14 protein-coding genes and 1 riboswitch are annotated in these 13406 nt (G+C 66.5%); of the genes, 8 read left to right on the top strand and 6 right to left on the bottom strand.

The window, feature by feature from the left end; all coding sequences use genetic code 11:
- Positions 1-58: 58 nt before the first annotated feature.
- The 3 genes from N5C25_RS08970 to ettA all read right to left on the bottom strand — a co-directional run bounded on the left by N5C25_RS08970 (position 59) and on the right by ettA (position 4028).
- Positions 59-1375 carry an NCS2 family permease gene (locus N5C25_RS08970; protein ID WP_058980448.1) on the bottom strand — a complete coding sequence of 439 codons (1317 nt, stop codon included), beginning with the start codon at positions 1373-1375 and terminating at the stop codon, positions 59-61.
- 64 nt (positions 1376-1439) lie between these two features.
- The gene (locus N5C25_RS08965) at positions 1440-2129 is read right to left on the bottom strand and encodes an outer membrane beta-barrel protein (protein WP_058980447.1); all 690 of its coding nucleotides are present in this window, start codon (positions 2127-2129) and stop codon (positions 1440-1442) included.
- 234 nt (positions 2130-2363) lie between these two features.
- Positions 2364-4028 carry an energy-dependent translational throttle protein EttA gene (gene ettA / locus N5C25_RS08960; protein ID WP_005415249.1) on the bottom strand — a complete coding sequence of 555 codons (1665 nt, stop codon included), beginning with the start codon at positions 4026-4028 and terminating at the stop codon, positions 2364-2366.
- A gap of 255 nt (positions 4029-4283) precedes the next feature.
- On the opposite strand from ettA, the gene N5C25_RS08955 reads away from it, so the two are divergent.
- The 6 genes from N5C25_RS08955 to ribD all read left to right on the top strand — a co-directional run bounded on the left by N5C25_RS08955 (position 4284) and on the right by ribD (position 9061).
- Positions 4284-4760 (top strand): RcnB family protein, encoded by a 477-nt coding sequence (locus N5C25_RS08955; RefSeq protein ID WP_019661032.1) that lies wholly within the window; start codon positions 4284-4286, stop codon positions 4758-4760.
- A gap of 159 nt (positions 4761-4919) precedes the next feature.
- Positions 4920-6173 (top strand): serine hydroxymethyltransferase, encoded by a 1254-nt coding sequence (gene glyA, locus N5C25_RS08950; protein WP_019661033.1) that lies wholly within the window; start codon positions 4920-4922, stop codon positions 6171-6173.
- A gap of 65 nt (positions 6174-6238) precedes the next feature.
- Positions 6239-6658 carry a hypothetical protein gene (locus N5C25_RS08945; protein WP_111098850.1) on the top strand — a complete coding sequence of 140 codons (420 nt, stop codon included), beginning with the start codon at positions 6239-6241 and terminating at the stop codon, positions 6656-6658.
- A 27-nt stretch (positions 6659-6685) separates the two neighbouring features.
- On the top strand, positions 6686-7135 hold the full coding sequence (locus tag N5C25_RS08940; protein ID WP_279936821.1) for a hypothetical protein: 450 nt from the start codon (positions 6686-6688) through the stop codon (positions 7133-7135).
- A gap of 182 nt (positions 7136-7317) precedes the next feature.
- Positions 7318-7839, top strand: coding sequence for a transcriptional regulator NrdR (gene nrdR, locus N5C25_RS08935; RefSeq protein ID WP_019661036.1), 522 nt, complete (start codon positions 7318-7320; stop codon positions 7837-7839).
- Between the two features lie 136 nt (positions 7840-7975).
- Positions 7976-9061 carry a bifunctional diaminohydroxyphosphoribosylaminopyrimidine deaminase/5-amino-6-(5-phosphoribosylamino)uracil reductase RibD gene (gene ribD, locus N5C25_RS08930; RefSeq protein WP_279936820.1) on the top strand — a complete coding sequence of 362 codons (1086 nt, stop codon included), beginning with the start codon at positions 7976-7978 and terminating at the stop codon, positions 9059-9061.
- Between the two features lie 35 nt (positions 9062-9096).
- Here ribD and N5C25_RS08925 read toward each other — a convergent pair whose 3' ends face one another.
- The 3 genes from N5C25_RS08925 to N5C25_RS08915 form a co-directional block, all read right to left on the bottom strand.
- Positions 9097-9474: a hypothetical protein gene (locus N5C25_RS08925; protein WP_279936819.1), complete on the bottom strand. Its 378-nt coding sequence runs from the start codon at positions 9472-9474 to the stop codon at positions 9097-9099.
- Positions 9475-9621: 147 nt separating this feature from the next.
- The gene (locus N5C25_RS08920; RefSeq protein ID WP_279936818.1) at positions 9622-10506 is read right to left on the bottom strand and encodes a hypothetical protein; all 885 of its coding nucleotides are present in this window, start codon (positions 10504-10506) and stop codon (positions 9622-9624) included.
- 151 nt (positions 10507-10657) lie between these two features.
- On the bottom strand, positions 10658-11281 hold the full coding sequence (locus N5C25_RS08915; RefSeq protein ID WP_058980443.1) for a hypothetical protein: 624 nt from the start codon (positions 11279-11281) through the stop codon (positions 10658-10660).
- Positions 11282-11468: 187 nt separating this feature from the next.
- A riboswitch (FMN riboswitch) is annotated at positions 11469-11614 on the top strand.
- Between the two features lie 77 nt (positions 11615-11691).
- Here N5C25_RS08915 and N5C25_RS08910 point away from each other — a divergent pair.
- Together N5C25_RS08910 and ribB are read left to right on the top strand one after the other, a co-directional pair.
- Positions 11692-12318, top strand: coding sequence for a riboflavin synthase (locus N5C25_RS08910; RefSeq protein ID WP_021204341.1), 627 nt, complete (start codon positions 11692-11694; stop codon positions 12316-12318).
- The coding region (ribB, locus tag N5C25_RS08905) for a 3,4-dihydroxy-2-butanone-4-phosphate synthase (protein ID WP_279936817.1) at positions 12315-13406 on the top strand (1092 nt) is incomplete at its 3' end. The genes N5C25_RS08910 and ribB, both read left to right, overlap by 4 nt.

Raw genomic sequence — 13406 nt, 5'->3', positions numbered from 1 at the left:
CAGTCCTGCGGGGTCGGATCCCATTGCACGGCAATGGGCTCCGACCCTCAGCCAGGCATCATTCCAGCGCGTAGCGCAGGGTGAACAGCACCGCCACCAGCCAGACTGCCGGATGCACTTCGCGCCAGCGCCCGGTGCCGGCCTTCAGCGCGGCATAGGCGATGAAGCCGAACGCCAGACCGTTGGCAATCGAATATGTGAACGGCATCGCCAGCGCACACAGGGCCGCCGGCACCGATTCGGTCAGGTCGCTCCAGTCCACTTCCACCAGTTCGCGCAGCATCAGGCCGGCCACGAACAGCAGCGCCGGTGCGGTGGCATAGCTGGGCACCATCGACGCCAGCGGCGAGAACAGCAGCGCGGCCAGGAACAGTGCCGACACCACCAATGCGGTCAGGCCGGTGCGGCCGCCCACCTGTACGCCCGAGGCGCTTTCAGCGAAGGCAGTGGTGCTGCTGGTGCCGAGCATCGAGCCTGCAACAATCGCGGTGCTGTCGGCCAGCAGCGCGCGGCCGAAACGCTTCTGCGCGCCGGGCAGCTTCAGCAGGCCGGCGCGGCCGACCACGCCGTACAGCGTGCCGGTGGCATCGAACACTTCCACCAGCACGAACACCAGCACCACCTGCAGCAGCACGGCGATCGGTGCGCCGCCGTCATGGTGCAGCAGGCCCGGCAGGTCCAGCTGCAGGAAGGTCGGTGCCAGACTCGGTGGCAGCGAAACCAGGCCCTGGTACTGCACGTCGCCCAACGCCCAGCCCGCGCCGGTCACGGCCAGGATGCCGATCAGGATCGCACCACGCACGCGGCGCGCTTCCAGCACCGCGATCAGCAGGAAGCCGGCCAGTGCCAGCAGCGGCGGCGCCGTGTTCAACGGTCCCAGTGCCACCAGCGTATCTTCATTGCCGACAATCACGCCGGATTTCTGCAGCGCGATGATCGCCAGGAACAGGCCGATGCCGGCCACGATGGCCGAGCGCAGCGACGAAGGAATGCCCGATACCAGCCATGCCCGAACGCCGGTCAGTGACAGCACCAGGAACACCAGGCCGGAGATGAACACCGCCGCCAGCGCCTGCTGCCACGGCAGGCCGGCAGCACCAACCACGGTGAAGGCGAAGAACGCGTTCAGGCCCATGCCTGGTGCCATGCCGACCGGGAAGTTGGCGGCCAGCGCCATCACCGCCGAACCCAGTGCAGCAGCCAGGCAGGTGGCCACGAACACCGCGCCGGCGTCCATGCCGGTGGTGCCGAGGATCTCGGGGTTCACGAAGACGATGTAGGACATCGTCAGGAAGGTGGTGACACCGGCCAGCAGCTCGGTGCGCACGGTGGTGCCGTGCTGCTGCAGCTGGAACAGGCGCTCGAACAGGGACATCGCAGATCTCTCATGCCTGCGCGCCCTGCCGCCCCGGGGGACCTGCGGGTACGTCGCCAGGCGGTTAGAAGTGGTAGTTCAACTTCAGCGTAACGCTGCTGTAGTCGGTATGGAAGCTGCGACGCGCCGCAGCGGGGTAGTTGGGGTCTTCCAGGGTCACCGGGCTGGAACCCAGGTGGGTGTAGCGGTATTCGGCACCGGCCGAGAGGCGCTCGTTGAAGCGGTACAGCACGCCTGCGGTGGCGTGGGCGCCGGTGGAAAGGTGCGAGGCGCGGGTCTCGAACTCGGCCACGCGGCAGCCGTTGGTGGCCTCCACCAGCGACTTGTCGCAGCCCAGCGTGAATTCCTGCTGGGCCACGGTCACGCCCGCGCCCACATAAGGCAGCCAGCGGCCCATCGCACGGCCCAGCGTTACATCGAGGGTGCCCGAACGGGTCAGCGCGTCTTCGCCGTAGTACGGGCTGTACTGGTGCTGTTCGCGATCCTTCCAGTCACGGGTGACGTTGCCGAACGACAGCGTGCCTTCAACGCCGACCACGATGCTGTTGTCGAACTGCCAGCGACGGCCGCCCTGCACGCCGCCGGTGAAGCCGCGCACGCTCTTTTCCGAGGCGTTGGCGTTGCTGCGGTCCTTGCTGTGCCCCTCGCCATGCGAGGCCTGGGCACCCAGGTAGAAGCCGTCCCAGTCGGTGGTCGCGGCCGTGGCGGTGCCCGACAGCATCACGGCTGCCGTGGTGATGATCAGTGCTTTCATTGGAATTTCCTACGTTGGGGGATGAATCGGGGCGTAGGAAAACCGATGTGGGCGCGCGGAAACATACAACGAATTGCAAAGTCCGATTACGACAGGGATTCAAGCCCGCTTGAGGCGCCTGCGTTCATCAACGGTTGAATCGCGGCCAGCGAAAACGCCCGGAAAGCGGGCGTCAGGAACGCCTGAAAGACGAAAGGCCGCGCGAGCGCGGCCTTTCGTTTTCTGCGGCAGGGCTTACTTCAGCGCCTTGAAGCGCAGGCGCTTCGGCGCAGCGTCGTCGCCCATGCGGCGCTTCTTGTCTTCCTCATACTCGCGGTAGTTGCCCTGGAAGAACTCCACGTGCGAGTCGCCTTCGAAAGCGATGATGTGCGTGGCGATGCGGTCCAGGAACCAGCGGTCGTGCGAAATCACGAAGGTGTTGCCCGGGAACTCCAGCAGCGCATCTTCCAGCGCACGCAGCGTTTCGATGTCCAGGTCGTTGGACGGTTCGTCCAGCAGCAGCACATTGCCACCCTGCAGCAGGGTCTTGGCCATGTGCAGGCGGCCACGCTCACCACCGGACAGCGAACCGACCATCTTCTGCTGGTCCTGGCCCTTGAAGTTGAAGCGGCCGATGTAGGCGCGCGACTGGATCTCGATGCCGTTGATGTTGAGGATGTCCAGGCCGCCGGCGATTTCCTGGAAGACGTTGTGGTTGCCTTCCAGCTTGTCGCGGCTCTGGTCCACGTAGGACAGCTGCACGGTCGGGCCGATCACGATCTCGCCCGAATCCGGCTTTTCCTGGCCGGTGATCATCTTGAACAGGGTCGACTTGCCGGCGCCGTTCGGGCCGATGATGCCGACGATCGCGCCCGGCGGAATCAGCATCGAGAGGTTGTCGATCAGCAGGCGGTCGCCGAACTTCTTGGAGACGTTCTTGAACTCCATCACCATGTTGCCCAGGCGCTCGCCCGGCGGAATGAAGATTTCGTTGGTCTCGTTGCGCTTCTGGTAATCCTGCGACTGCAGCTCTTCCAGGCGGGCCAGACGGGCCTTGCCCTTGGAACGGCCGCCCTTGGCGTTCTGGCGCGACCACTCCAGTTCCTTCTGGATCGCCTTCTGGCGGGCCTTTTCCTGGTTTTCTTCCTGCTTCAGGCGCTCATCCTTCTGCACCAGCCATTCGGTGTAGTTGCCCTTCCACGGAATGCCGCGGCCGCGGTCCAGTTCCAGGATCCACTCGGCGGCGTTGTCTAGGAAGTAGCGATCGTGGGTAACGGCCACCACGGTGCCGGTGTAGCGCGCCAGGAACTGTTCCAGCCATTCCACCGACTCGGCGTCGAGGTGGTTGGTCGGTTCGTCCAGCAGCAGCATGTCCGGCTTCTGCAGCAGCAGGCGGCACAGCGCCACGCGGCGCTTTTCACCACCGGACAGGTTGGCGATCTTGGCATCCCACGGCGGCAGGCGGAGCGCATCGGCGGCCACGTCCAGCTGGTTTTCCAGGGTATGCGCATCACCGGCGGCCAGGATCGCCTCCAGGCGCTCCTGCTCCTTGGCCAGCGCGTCGAAGTCGGCACCTTCCTCGGCGTAGGCGGCATACACCGCTTCCAGCGCAGCCTGCGCCTGCAGCACTTCGCCCACGCCTTCCTCGACCGACTCGCGCACGGTCTTGTTCGGGTCCAGTTCCGGTTCCTGCGCCAGGTAGCCGACCTTGATGCCCGGCTGCGGGCGGGCCTCGCCCTCGAAATCGGTGTCCACGCCGGCCATGATCTTCAGCACGGTGGACTTGCCGGCGCCGTTCAGGCCCAGCAGGCCGATCTTGGCACCCGGGAAGAAGGACAGCGAGATGTCCTTGATGATCTGCCGCTTGGGCGGGACCACCTTGGACACGCGGTTCATGGTGTAGATGTATTGCGACGACATGAGGTCTCCGTAGGCGCGGCCCTGCACCCGACCCGTCACGGGAACATCCCGTTGCGGCAGCGGGCACAGACTGGAATGGAATACCGCCAATTATAGCCGGAACCGGTTCCGGGCCGCGCCCGGCGCAGGGGCGCCGGCTGGCCGTGGCCTGAATACTCCGTCACAGTCCTGCAGCGGGAAGCGTTTCCAGCCGGAAACGGTTCAGATCGGTTGCGCAATATGGGCTCACCACCACCACCCAAACAGAGGTCTGACATGCGCATCAATCGAGTAATGGCCAGCGCCGTGGCCTCTGTGCTGGCGCTCGGTGCCGTGGCTCCCGCCTTCGCCGACAACGACCACCGCCGCGGCCACGACCGCCGCGAGTGGCGCGAGGACCGCCGCGAGTGGCGACAGGACCGCCGTGACTGGGAACGCGACCGCCGCGAGGCCCGGCGCGACTGGGAACGCGACCGCCGCGACTGGCACCGCGACCATGACCGCTACTACCGCCCGGCACCGCCGCCGCGCGTGGTCTATCGACCGGCCTATGGCCCGGGCTACGGCTGGAAGGTCGGCCACCGCTACCGCGACTACTACCGTGGCCCGATCTACGTGGTGAACGACTACCCGCGCTACCACCTGCGCCGCCCGCCGCATGGGCACCACTGGATCCGCGACGACCGCGGCAACATGCTGCTGGTGGCGGTGGCAACCGGCATCATCGCCGACTACATCATCAACAGTCGCTGAGCCGGCGGCCACGTCCACGCATGGCGTGGATCCACTGGCATGCACGGGGCCGGATTCTTTCGGGAGTGCCGGCCCCGTCCTTTTCGGCCCCGGCGGGCCGGTGCGGGGCTACAATCAGGGGCTGAGCCGTACCCCTTTCCCTGCCTGCTGGAGTACCCGATGTTCCCGCGTGACGTCCGCATCGAATCCTACGATCCCGAACTGGCCAAGGCCATTGCCGCTGAAACCCAGCGCCAGGAAGACCACGTCGAGCTGATCGCCAGCGAGAACTACACCAGCCCGGCGGTGATGGAAGCCCAGGGCAGCCAGCTGACCAACAAGTACGCCGAAGGCTACCCGGGCAAGCGCTACTACGGCGGCTGCGAATACGTGGACATTGCCGAGCAGCTGGCGATCGACCGCCTCAAGCAGCTGTTTGGTGCCGACTACGCCAACGTGCAGCCGCACAGCGGCTCGCAGGCCAACCAGGCCGTGTACTTCGCCCTGCTGCAGCCGGGTGACACCATCCTCGGCATGAGCCTGGCCCACGGCGGCCACCTCACCCACGGTGCCAAGGTGAATGCCTCGGGCAAGCTGTTCAACGCCGTGCAGTACGGCGTGAACGACCAGGGCCTGATCGATTACGACGAAGTCGAGCGCCTGGCCCTGGAGCACAAGCCGAAGATGGTCGTTGCCGGCTTCTCGGCCTATTCGCAGGTGATCGATTGGGCGCGCTTCCGCGCCATCGCCGACAAGGTCGGTGCCTACCTGTTCGTCGACATGGCCCACGTGGCCGGCCTGGTCGCCGCTGGCGTCTACCCGAGCCCGCTCGAGCACGCCCACGTGGTGACCTCCACCACCCACAAGACCCTGCGCGGCCCGCGTGGCGGCATCATCATCGCCAAGGGCGCCGACGAAGACCTGGTCAAGAAGCTGCAGTCGATCGTGTTCCCGGGCATCCAGGGCGGTCCGCTCATGCACGTCATCGCCGGCAAGGCCGTGGCCTTCAAGGAGGCGCTGGAACCGGCCTTCAGGACCTACCAGCAGCAGGTGGTGAAGAACGCCCAGGCGATGGCCAACACGCTGATCGCGCGCGGCTACAAGATCGTCTCCGGCGGCACCCAGAACCACCTCATGCTGGTGGACATGATCGGCAAGGACGTGTCCGGCAAGGACGCGGAAGCCGCGCTGGGCAAGGCTCACATCACCGTCAACAAGAACTCGGTGCCGAACGACCCGCGTTCGCCGTTCGTGACCTCGGGCCTGCGCCTGGGCACCCCGGCGGTGACCACCCGTGGTTACGTCGAGCAGGACTGCGTGGACCTGGCCAACTGGATTGCCGACGTGCTCGATGCACCGAACGACGACGCTGTCATTGCCCGCGTGCGCGACGCCGTCAGCGCGCAGTGCCGCAAGTACCCGGTCTACGGCTGATCGGGTTGGGGTCGGACCTCTTCCCGCAGGGAAGGGCTCTGACCCCGGCATTGCAGCGATCGCGCATGGATGAGCGCCGCCTCAAATACCTGTACGCCACCCTGGCCGTGCTGTTCGGCCTGCCCAGCCTGGTGGCCGGCGGCGTTGCGGCACTGATGCTGCTGCTGACGGGGCTGGGCCAGTTCGGCCATGGCACGCTGGCTGCGGTGACCGTGATGCCGCTGTGGGGCCTGGCCGGCATTGCCGGCTGCCTGGCTTGGTTGTGGCTCAGCGCCGGGTATCTGCTGCAGGGGCGTGCCGGGCTGCAGGTGCATCGCCTCTGGTGGTGGATGCTGCTGGCGGGCGGTCTAGCCGCTGTGCCCCCACTGGGGCTGGCGCTGTGGTGGAGCAGCACCGTCCACGCCGAAGGCATCGCCCTGCTGCTGTTGGGCCCGTCGATGCTGGTGCCGGCTGCGATGCTGGTGTGGATCAAGCGCCGGGCATGACGTGGCCCATGGAAGGACATCGAACGCATGGATGAGCGCCTGCACAAGCGCTGGATGGCGATCGCCGGCCTGCTGGTGGGCCTGCCCACCGTGGCGGCAGGCGGCACGGGTGCCGTGCTGGGGCTGATGGCCGTATGGGACGGCAAGTACCTGACGGGCGACGAGCACACGCTGTTGCTGCTGTGGTCGTCGGCCGGCATCATCGGCCTGCTGTCGTGGCTGTGGCTGAGCGGGCTGTTCCTGTGGCGCGGTGTTGCCGGCCTTCGCCAATCACCGGTCGTGGCCTGGGTCGGCCTGGCGTTGGGTGGCTTGGCCGCGTCGGGCGTGGTCGTCGCCACGCTGTACTCCACGATCAGCAATGGCGAGATCTCGACATTGGGCTTCCTCGGGTTTGGCCCGCCGCTACTGGTGATGTCCGGGCACTTGGCGTGGCTGCGCTGGGCACGCATGGCATCGCCGCCACCCGCACCCGGTTGAGCCGGGCATCCGAACTCGCCTGACACGCTCGAACTCGCCTGACACGCTCGAACTCGCCTGACACGCTGGGTAGCCAGAATGCAGGCGCTTCCGCGCAGGCAGCATTTGCTGCGGCGCCCTTTCTCAGGTACCTTTGCGACGCTGCCATGACCGTGGCAATTGCTCCCTGAGCCAGGCGTTCCATGCATTGCCCCTTCTGCCAACATGCCGATACCCGGGTCATCGACTCGCGCGTCTCTGAAGACGGCGCGACGATTCGCCGTCGGCGGGAATGCGAAGCCTGCGGCGAGCGCTTCAGCACCCTGGAAACGGTCGAGCTGAAGCTGCCGGCCATCGTCAAGAGCGATGGCACCCGTGAAGCGTTCGACCAGCGCAAGGTCCGCGCGGGGTTCGATCGCGCGCTGCAGAAGCGCGCGGTGCCCGAAGAAAAGATCGAAGCAGCGGTACGTGCGGTGGTGCACCAGCTGCGTATCAGCGGCGAGCGCGAAGTGCCCTCGATCAAGGTTGGCGAGTTCGTCATGAACGAACTGCGCAAGCTCGACCACGTGGGCTACGTGCGCTTCGCTTCGGTGTACCGCAGCTTCGAGGACGTGGCCGATTTCCGCGAGGAGATCGAGAAGCTCGAGCGCGAGCTGCCGGCCAGTACCGAACAGCTGCAGCTGCTGGGCGATGTGATTGCCCTGACCAAGAAAAAGAAAGGCTGACCGACACCGCTGTGGTGGCACGGAGGCGCCCATGATCTGGTAGGCGCCAATCTTGGTTGGCACGCAGGTGTCCATCCACGCATGGCGTGGATCTACCGATGGCGTGCATCCACACCGGCGGCGTTACCATGGCCGCATGACAACCCTTTTCTCCATCCTCGATCACCTGCACATGGCCAACGCGCTGCGCCTGGCCGTGCGCGCTGCCTACACCACCCGTCCCAACCCGATGGTCGGCTGCGTGATCGCCCATGGCGAACGCGTGGTCGGGCAGGGCTGGCACCAGCGCGCCGGTGGCCCGCATGCGGAAGTGTTCGCGCTGCGCGAGGCCGGCAGCGAGGCCCGCGGTGCCACCGCCTACGTCACCCTGGAGCCCTGCGCCCACTACGGCCGCACGCCGCCGTGTGCGCTGGCACTGATCGAAGCGGGCGTGTCGCGCGTGGTCGCGGCGATGCGCGATCCGTTCCCCAAGGTCGATGGCGGTGGCTTCGATCTGCTGCGCAATGCCGGCATCGAAGTTGTCGAAGGGCTGATGGCGGCACAGGCGCGCGAGCTCAACAAGGGTTACCTGTCGCGCGTGGAGCGCAACCGCCCATGGCTGCGGGTGAAGCTGGCCGCCAGCCTCGATGGCCGCACCGCGATGGCCGATGGCAGCTCCAAGTGGATTACCGGGCCGGCCGCGCGCGAAGACGTGCAGCGCTGGCGCGCACGTGCGGGTGCAATCCTGACCGGCGCCGACACCGTGATTGCCGACGACCCGATGCTGACCGTGCGCCTGGCCGATACCGAGGTGATGCCACCGCTGCGCGTGGTGCTCGATTCGCGCCTGCGTTCGCTCGAATGCAGCCGCGTGCGCGAAGGCGGGGCCCCGACGCTGTACCTGCACGATGCGGCGGTGAGCGCGCCGGATGCGGCCGACGCCGAATTCGCCAGCGTGCCCAGCGCAGAGGGGCGGTTGGATCTGGGCGCGGTGCTGGCATTGTTGGCCGAGCGCGGCATCAACGAAGTGCACACCGAAGCCGGCGCCACGCTGGCCGGTGCGCTGCTGCGCGGCGGCTGGGTCGATGAGCTTCTGCTTTATCAGGCCCCCACGCTGCTGGGCGACAACGGACGCCCGCTGCTGGCTGGCCTCGGCATTGATGCCATGGACCAGCAGCGTCGCCTGCGCGTGGTTGACCAGCGCCAGGTCGGCGAGGACAACAGGCTGCTGCTGCGCCCATGAAGGAATGACGCAGAGCAGGGGCTACGCCCATGGCGTCAGGCCGCTTCGTCGTCTTCTTCGCCGACCGGGCACTGGCCCTTCCACTGCTGCTTCCACAGCACATGCAGGTCGCGGCAGTACGCGCCGAGCGCCTCGCCCGGCAGTTGCCTCGCCTTGAACCGCAACCGGCGACGCGTAAAACCGTCGTCGTACTCATCCGGCAGTACCAGCACGGCACATTGATCGTGGTACATCAGGAAGTCGCGGCAGTGATCATCCTCGCTCATCCACGCATCCAGGTGCCTGTCGCTCAGCTGCGTTGACTCGAAGGCGACCGAGGGTTGGACGACGATGATCTTCGTGGCTTTGAACCTGGACGCCTCGGCCTGCCAGGACGCCATCAGCACCAGCACCATGATCGCGGTCGACGTCATGCGGTGTTTCATGCGGTTGCCCCCGGTGGAAGAGGGCAACAGCATTGACCATGCAGGTCGCTCAGGGCCATGCAACGGTTCTGAAAGTGCGCTCGCCGTTGCCGCAGGTAACGAGCAGCCTGGCGTGGACCCGGCTCTAGCTCGCGCTTATGCGCATTCGTCGGTCCACATCATCTCGGCGATCGGGCGCAGCGCCTTGCACTCCTGCGTCATCTCATCGGCTGACTTCACCTGCGCCTTGGCCTTCAGTTCCTCGGCCATCGCGTCCACGCCGCTGATCTGGTCGGGCGCGATCTTCGCCACGCAGGCGCGGTGCTGCTGCAGCAGCAGGTCGCAGCCGGGTACGCCGGTCACTTTTGGCGCGTTGGCCGCCTGCGCGTCCTGTATCCAGTCCTCGAACGGTGCCAGCGCACCGGCTACGGTGCCCACCAGGTCATCGAAGTTGCCGCTGTACCAGTAGCCGTTGTCCTTGGCCGGGTACAGGGTGAAGGTGCCGCTGACCGGCACGCGTGCGCCACTCTGCAGTGCCTGGGCATAGGCATCGGTGAACTGCTTGCGCGAGGCCGGGCTGGCATCGTCGGCCAGGCTGGCGGCGAACAGCGGGCGGACCTTGCCCAGGTCGGGCAGCTGGCAGCTGTAGGTGATCCGCGCCAGCTTCTGGTCTTCAACGTATCCGTTGTCTTCGATCACGCTCTTGGTCGCGCGGCACTTCGAATCACGCAGGGCCTTGGCATACAGCGCTTCGGTGGCGGCCGCGTCGGCCTTGGCGCCGGTGCTGGCAAGCACGACCTGCCACGGTTCGGCCAATGCCTTGGCCAGCGCACCCGGGTTGGGGGTCACCGCGTCCTGGCCCTCGAACGCCGGCTTCAGTGCGTCGTTGAGCGTACGCGTGGCGGTGGCATCGTCCTCCAGCAGCACGCGCGCATACAGGTCGAAGGCCTGCTCGGGTGCCAGTTGGGCCGGTGCAGCGCTGGCAATCAGCGGGGCGCACAGCAGCACGCTGGCCAGAAGGGTACGGGTGGGGGTCTTCATGACGGTGTTTTACTGTTCCAGAGGCGCGCAAGCCTAGCGCATCTACCCACACTTTCGACGGCGCGATGCAGCCAGGTGACGGTGTGCAGCGGACAAAAAACGGGCCCCTTGCGGGGCCCGTTCGATCGCACGACGAGGAGCGATCGTTGGATCAGAAGCTGGCGCGGACGCCGGCCGAGTACTGGGTGACGTCGCGGTAGCCGGAGATCTCGCCCACCAGACCCCAGGTCTTGGTGAAGTTGATCTGGCCGCCGACGGTGCCGACCCAGGTGCCCTTGAAGTTGTTGCCGCCGTCCATGTAACCGGCCTTGACCCAACCTTCGGTCATGCGCGACGGCTTGCCACGGATGCCCATGGTGACGCGGCCCAGGTTGGTGTGGTCCTTGTTGCGCAGGCGACCGTAGAAATCGGAGTTGACGGTGATTTCGGCCTGCTGACGGACCCAGGCGGCGTCAGCGGTAAAGTCGACGCGGTCGGTCCACGGCATGTGGTAGCCGATGCCCAGCTCCGGCTGGTTCAGCTTCAGCTTGTAGGAGCCGTAGTCGTAGTTGTACGACTTGCTGGCGTAGGTCCAACCACCGAACACATGGACCTGTTCGGCGATCGCCACGGAACCACGCAGGTAGCCGCCGTCGACCTTCGGGTCGTCCAGTGCGTTGTCGTCAACCTTGACCTGCGTCCAACCGCCTTCGACGTAGGTGTAGCTGAGGGCGTCGGCCGAGGCCGAGAACGGGGCAGCGGCCAGCAGGGCGGCCACGATCAGCATCTTGCGCATGGGAATTCCTGTGAATTTCAGTCCATTGGCGGGCCAGCCCTCTCGGCTACCCGTGGGCGACCTCATGTCGTCCGCTGCGAATTTTAATGAAAGTTTTACAAATTGCGAGCGACGGCCGTCACAGCTGTGGCATCCAGCCCCGTTCAGCCCGGGCTGGTACACTGGCCACGCCGGTTCGCCGGTACACAAACGTCTTCAGGGCGGGGTGCAACTCCCCACCGGCGGTAGGTGCGCAAGCACGAGCCCGCGAGCGCTCCGGCCCACGGCCGGGGGTCAGCAGATCCGGTCCAATGCCGGAGCCGACGGTCATAGTCCGGATGAAAGAAGACGGTGCCACAGGGCCTTCGCGGCCCTGCGCCCGCCTGTTTGCCTTGCGGCGTTTTTCGCTCACTTTTCGCGGAGAACGTTTCTTGTTTACTGGAATCATCGAAGGCGTCGGCCGTCTGGCCGCACGCGAATCCATCGGCGGCGATGTCCGCTTCACCTTCAATGTCGGAAACCTGCCGTTCGACAACGTGCAGATGGGCGAGAGCATTGCCATCAACGGCGTCTGCCTCACCGTCATCGCATTCGACGCCAGCAGCTTCCAGGCCGATGCCTCCACCGAAACCCTGGGCCTGACCACGCTGGGCCAGCTGGGCGAAGGGGCGGTCATCAACCTGGAGCGCGCCATGCGGCCGACCGACCGCCTCGGCGGCCATCTGGTCAGCGGCCACGTCGACGGCCTTGGCCAGGTCCTGTCCATCCACGAAGACGCGCGTGCCCAGCGTTGGCGATTCGCCGCGCCGGCCTCGCTGCGCCGCTACATCGCCAGGAAGGGCTCGATCTGCGTGGACGGCGTCAGCCTCACCGTCAACGAAGTGGACGATGAGGGTTTTGAAGTCGCCCTGATCCCCCACACGGTAGCCAACACCGCCTTCTCCGCCACCGGCGTGGGCAACGCGGTCAATCTGGAAATCGATCTGGTCGCCCGTTACGTGGAGCGGCTGATCAGCGTGCCGACCAACGGTCAGCACCCCCAGGGAGACGTCGCATGAATTTCGCCCCGATCCCGGAAATCCTGGAAGACATCCGCCAGGGCCGCATGGTGGTCATCGTCGATGACGAAGACCGCGAGAACGAAGGCGACCTGATCATGGCCGCCGAGCTGGTCAAGCCGTCGGACATCAACTTCATGGTCACCCACGGCCGTGGCCTGGTGTGCCTGCCGCTGACCCGCACCCGCGCCGCCGACCTCGGCCTGGCGCCGATGGTGCAGGCCAATACCGCCCAGTTCCAGACCAACTTCACGGTCAGCATCGAGGCTGCCGAGGGCGTCACCACCGGGATTTCGGCGCATGACCGCGCGCATACCATCCGCACCGCAGTGAAGCCCAATGCCAAGCCGTCGGACCTGCACCAGCCGGGCCACATCTTCCCGCTGATCGCCCAGCCGGGCGGCGTGCTGACCCGCGCCGGCCATACCGAAGCCGGCGTGGACCTGGCCATGCTGGCCGGGCTGGAACCGGCCGGCGTGCTGGTGGAGATCCTGAACCCGGATGGCAGCATGGCGCGCCGCCCGGAACTGGAAGTGTTCGCCCGCAAGCACGGCCTGAAGATGGGCTCCATCGCCGATCTGATCGCCTACCGCCTGGCCACCGAAAAGACCGTGGAACGCGTGGATGAGCGCGAGATCGAGACCGAGTTCGGCCCGTTCAAGCTGGTGACCTACCGTGACCGCATCGCCCACGACCTGCATTTCGCCCTGGTCCGCGGCACCCCGGATGCGGACACCCCGACCCTGGTGCGCGTGCAAGTGGAAAACCCACTGGCCGACCTGCTGCACTGGCGCCGCGATGACTTCGGCGTGGCCGCCACCGATGCCCTGCGCGCGATCGATGCCGAAGGCGCCGGCGTGATGGTGGTGCTGTCGGCCCCGCGCGATGGTGAAGCCCTGCTGGCCCGCCTGCGCCAGCAGCCCGCACCGGTGGTGCCGGGCAAGGACAAGGACGTGGGCCAGTGGCGCCGCAATGGTGCCGGCGCGCAGATCCTGTCCGACCTGGGCCTGGGCAAGCTGCGGGTGCTGGGCACCCCGCGCCGCCAGGTTGGCCTGGCCGGTTACGGCCTGGAAGTGGTGGAGACGGTC

This window comes from Stenotrophomonas sp. GD03958 (genome assembly GCF_029839005.1).
Classification (GTDB): Bacteria; Pseudomonadota; Gammaproteobacteria; order Xanthomonadales; family Xanthomonadaceae; genus Stenotrophomonas; species Stenotrophomonas hibiscicola.
Note: the sequence above shows the minus strand (reverse complement) of the source record. Positions and strands in the feature narration are given on the sequence as shown.

Coding starts and splice junctions, on each gene's coding strand:
- N5C25_RS08955 (WP_019661032.1), top strand. CDS start 4,284: ATGCGCATCAATCGAGTAATGGCCAGCGCCGTGGCCTCTGTGCTGGCG.
- nrdR (WP_019661036.1), top strand. CDS start 7,318: ATGCATTGCCCCTTCTGCCAACATGCCGATACCCGGGTCATCGACTCG.
- N5C25_RS08915 (WP_058980443.1), bottom strand. CDS start 11,281: ATGCGCAAGATGCTGATCGTGGCCGCCCTGCTGGCCGCTGCCCCGTTC.
- glyA (WP_019661033.1), top strand. CDS start 4,920: ATGTTCCCGCGTGACGTCCGCATCGAATCCTACGATCCCGAACTGGCC.
- N5C25_RS08940 (WP_279936821.1), top strand. CDS start 6,686: ATGGATGAGCGCCTGCACAAGCGCTGGATGGCGATCGCCGGCCTGCTG.
- N5C25_RS08945 (WP_111098850.1), top strand. CDS start 6,239: ATGGATGAGCGCCGCCTCAAATACCTGTACGCCACCCTGGCCGTGCTG.
- N5C25_RS08920 (WP_279936818.1), bottom strand. CDS start 10,506: ATGAAGACCCCCACCCGTACCCTTCTGGCCAGCGTGCTGCTGTGCGCC.
- N5C25_RS08965 (WP_058980447.1), bottom strand. CDS start 2,129: ATGAAAGCACTGATCATCACCACGGCAGCCGTGATGCTGTCGGGCACC.
- N5C25_RS08925 (WP_279936819.1), bottom strand. CDS start 9,474: ATGACGTCGACCGCGATCATGGTGCTGGTGCTGATGGCGTCCTGGCAG.
- ribD (WP_279936820.1), top strand. CDS start 7,976: ATGACAACCCTTTTCTCCATCCTCGATCACCTGCACATGGCCAACGCG.
- ettA (WP_005415249.1), bottom strand. CDS start 4,028: ATGTCGTCGCAATACATCTACACCATGAACCGCGTGTCCAAGGTGGTC.
- N5C25_RS08970 (WP_058980448.1), bottom strand. CDS start 1,375: ATGTCCCTGTTCGAGCGCCTGTTCCAGCTGCAGCAGCACGGCACCACC.